The organism is Kitasatospora sp. NPDC058965, from assembly GCF_042741245.1.
Taxonomy (GTDB): domain Bacteria; phylum Actinomycetota; class Actinomycetes; order Streptomycetales; family Streptomycetaceae; genus Kitasatospora.
On record NZ_JBHYKG010000130.1, the window covers coordinates 18,977 to 22,606 of the forward strand.

At 74.2% G+C, this 3,630-nt stretch carries 5 protein-coding genes; all 5 read left to right on the plus strand.

Features of this window, described 5'->3' with window-relative positions; translation table 11 throughout:
- Positions 1 to 145 precede the first annotated feature (145 nt).
- The 5 genes from ACFW1A_RS21700 to ACFW1A_RS21720 all read left to right on the plus strand — a co-directional run bounded on the left by ACFW1A_RS21700 (position 146) and on the right by ACFW1A_RS21720 (position 3,517).
- Positions 146 to 676: a hypothetical protein gene (locus ACFW1A_RS21700; protein WP_380410768.1), complete on the plus strand. Its 531-nt coding sequence runs from the start codon at positions 146 to 148 to the stop codon at positions 674 to 676.
- Between the two features lie 237 nt (positions 677 to 913).
- Positions 914 to 1,174 carry a hypothetical protein gene (locus tag ACFW1A_RS21705; protein ID WP_380410769.1) on the plus strand — a complete coding sequence of 87 codons (261 nt, stop codon included), beginning with the start codon at positions 914 to 916 and terminating at the stop codon, positions 1,172 to 1,174.
- 135 nt (positions 1,175 to 1,309) lie between these two features.
- Complete coding sequence (locus tag ACFW1A_RS21710) at positions 1,310 to 2,746, plus strand: DNA cytosine methyltransferase (RefSeq protein ID WP_380410770.1); 1,437 nt, start codon at positions 1,310 to 1,312, stop codon at positions 2,744 to 2,746.
- Positions 2,747 to 2,879: 133 nt separating this feature from the next.
- Positions 2,880 to 3,095, plus strand: coding sequence for a hypothetical protein (locus ACFW1A_RS21715; protein ID WP_380410771.1), 216 nt, complete (start codon positions 2,880 to 2,882; stop codon positions 3,093 to 3,095).
- A complete protein-coding gene (locus ACFW1A_RS21720; RefSeq protein WP_380410772.1) occupies positions 3,092 to 3,517 on the plus strand; it encodes a hypothetical protein in 426 nt (141 codons plus the stop codon). Before ACFW1A_RS21715 ends, ACFW1A_RS21720 begins: the two co-directional genes overlap by 4 nt.
- Positions 3,518 to 3,630: the final 113 nt, after the last annotated feature.

Sequence of the window (3,630 nt, forward strand, 5' to 3'; positions counted from 1 at the left end):
CCCCGGGCCACACCTTAAACCCCACCCAACCCCCGCCGGGGCCCCGGGGGGGGGGGGCCCCCCCCCCCCCCCCCCCCGGGGGGGGGGGGGGGCCCCCCCCCCCCCCCGGCGCCCCGCCGACCCCGCCGAGAGGAAGTACTGCACCATGACCACCGCACCCCTGCCCGACCCGTACGACGAGCCGGCCCGCCATCTCGACGCCCGGCGCCGACTCCACGAACTGCACCCGGGCCCGGCCACCCGGGCCGACCTCGCCGACGCCCTGGCGTTCGACGCCGCGTACGTGGTGCGCTCCGTCTGGAGCGACGCCCGCCAGGTCGACGTCGCCCTGCGCGACGGCGGCCAGTTCGGGCCGAAGCCCGTCTTCGCCGAGCTCCGCTCCCGCAGCGCGGTGCTGGTCGCCCCGACCCAGCTCCGCTCCCTGTGGCCGGAGGACGGGAGGGCGCTCGCGGACGCCCTGCAATCGCTGTACGCCGCCGTCGAACTGGCCGGCCGCGACGGCGGCGGGCCGGAGTCGTGGGCGGCCCGGTTCGCCGCCGCCAGCATGGCACCGGCCGCCGACGGCAGGCCGTGGAACATCACCGCGGCCGCCGGCCACCCGGGCCGGTACACCCTGACGCTCCCCTGGCCGCAGCGCCCCGCTGCGCCCGGCCGGACGCCCGGGGGCGCGTCGTGAGCACCCTCTCCAGGGAACTGCCCTGGCGCGGCGCACGGGCGGTCGTCTCGGTGCCGCCGGCCGCCGAGCAGCTGGACCGGATCACCGCTTGGTCGACGGTCCACGTGGAGTACCGCATCCCGTTGGTGCCGGAGTTCTCGCACGAGCGATCACTGACGGGGCGCCTGGCCCCTGGCGTGGGCCCGGAGTCGCGATGCCGCCCGGGCGGACAGCGCTTCGGCACGCAAGGCGCTCCGGGTGCTGCCGCCGCTGATCGAGGCGGCGCTCGCCGACCCCGAGCTGGAGGACGGCCTGGCGAGGATGCGGGAGGCGGCACTGGCCGTCCAGGCCGGCCACGCCTACGGGCGGGTGATGCGGGCCAGGCGGGAGAGCGCCGAGGTGGCCCGGAAGCTGCGCGAGGCCGACGCGGAGTACCGCGCGTTCGGCCGGACGGAGCGGGAGCGCATCGAGGTGCACGGCTTGGCCGAGGCGCGTCTGCGGGCGGCATGGGGCCGATGACCAGCGGTCAAGGCAGCAAACCCGCTTCCAATCGGGCTTGAAGTCTGATATCGTTCTCTTGTTGGCGGGCGGTGGGAGTGGCTCCCCACCGCCGGGCCGACACCCCTTCGAACCTTCCAACTGGAGACACAACCCATGACGCTCAAGGTGTTCGACGAGTTCGCCGGCGCTGGCGGTACGAGCCAAGGCGCGGACGCCGTCCCCGGGACGGAGCTGATCCTCGCGGCCAACCACAACCCGCAGGCCGTCGCCACGCATGCGGCGAACTTCCCGCACGTGGAGCACTTCGTCGAGGACATCGCCCGCACCGACATCACCAAGTTCCCCTCCGCCGACGTCTTCTGCTCCTCCCCCAGCTGTCCGCCCTGGGCCGACGCCCGCGGCAAGCGCCGGGACTTCGACAAGTCGACCCAGGGCGTCCTTTTCGGGGAGAAGGAGCCGGACCCCATGATCAAGCGGGCCCGGGCGCTGATGGAGGAGGTGCCCCGGTACCTGCGGGCGATGAACCTTCGCGGCACCCCGGTCCTGGTCGGCATGGTCGAGAACGTGATCGAGGTCCGCAAGTGGGCCGAGTGGGATCGCTGGATCAGGGAGATCAAGGCGGAGGGCTACGAGGTGAAGGTGATCGCCTTCAACTCCTCGCACGCCCGGCCGGTGCGCTGCCTGCCCGCCCCGCAGTCCCGTGACCGGGCCTACGTCGCCTACTGGCACAAGAAGCTCGGCCGCCGGCCCGACTGGGACAAGTGGCTGCGCCCCCGCGCCTACTGCCGCGCGTGCGACAAGGTGGTCGACGCCCTCCAGGTCTTCAAGAAGCCCGGCGACGACATGGGCAGCTACGGCCGCCACGGCCAGTACTACTACCGCTGCCCGAGCTCGGCCTGCCGCCACAGCATCGTCGAGCCGGAGATCCTGGGCGCCGACAGCATCATCGACTGGAACACGCCCGGCACCCGGGTCGGCGACCGCTCCGAGCCCCTCGCCGACGCGACCCTGGCCCGCATCCTGGCCGGGCTGCGCAAGTACCGGCCCCAGCCGGCCGCCAAGGCCGAGGACACCCTGATCGCCGCTCCGACCGGCCCCACGCAGCCGGACCTGGGCTGGGAGCCGTTCATCGTCCCCCTGCGCGGCGGGGGCGACAAGGGCCGCTTCCGGCCGGTGACGGTACCGCTGACCACGGTGACCGCGAGCGGCAACCACCACGGGCTGGTCACCGCGCCGAACGCGCAGATCCAGCGGCTGCTCGTGCCGTACTACACCAACGGCCGGGCCCGCCCCGTCACCGACCCGGTGGGCACCATCACCACCAAGGACCGGTGGTCGCTGATCACCCACCAGCTCCTGGACGGCCAGGAGATCGACCTCGACGACGTCCTGTTCCGGATGCTGACGCCCCGCGAGATCGGCCGCGCCATGGCGTTCGGCCACGACTACATCGTTCTGGGCACCGCCAAGGACCAGGTCCGCCAGTACGGCAACGCGGTCACCCCGCCCGTCGCCGAGCTCATCGTCTCGGCCCTCGTCGAGGCCATCACCGGCGAGCCGCTCCAGCGAGACCTCACGCTCGCCGCCTGACCCACACCGCCCCACCCGGGGCGGAGGGCCGAAAGCCCTCTGCCCCCGCCGACCCACGGCCGCACCGACCACCCCACTCCCGCCGGGGCGGCCCACACCGCCCCCGGCCACCCCGACAGAACGGAGCTCCACCATGACCCCGCACACCCCCGGGCCGGTCGACCTGCCTGCCGCCGTCGCGGTGCTCCACTCCCGCCTCACCGACATGCAGGCCCACGAGGGCTACCTCAACGGCGGCGACACCGCAGACATCGCCGAGGCGTGGTTCATCGAGATCGGGATGCCCCTGCCCGAAGCCCCCGAGAACCGCGGGGACGGCGAGGACGACGACGAGCCGGAGGACCGGTGACCGGGCGCCGGGCCGCCCGGCGAAAGGCGGCGCCCGGCCCGCCCCCGGCCACCGGGCGGGCGGTCGCTGCCGTCCTGGCCGCCAAAGGGTGGCGGCCGGCACCGGCCCCCGAGGACCGCGGCCCCGACGACGAAGGCGACTTCGCGCTGCGCGAGGAACCGGCCACCGAGGAGATCCCGTACGACAGCGTCGTGCTGTGGTGCCTCACCGACAACTACGTCAGCTCCCTGGCCGCGATGAGCGGGGCGCTGGAGGAGTCCGGCTACACCGCCGAGGACGCCCCGGACGTCGACAGCGTCCGCATCCGGCCCGCCACCGCCGGCGAGAGGAGCGAACGCGAGGCACTGGCCCGCGAGCGGTGCGCCCCCCTGGCCGTACTACTGCTCCCCGAACCGCCCACCGACCCCGACCCCCTGTTCTGAGCAGCACCGCGCCCGCGCCGGGGGGGCGCGGGGGGCCCCCCGGCCCCCCCCCCCCCACACCCCGATCCACCCCACCCGACCAAAACAGTGGGATAATATAAAAAACCAACACC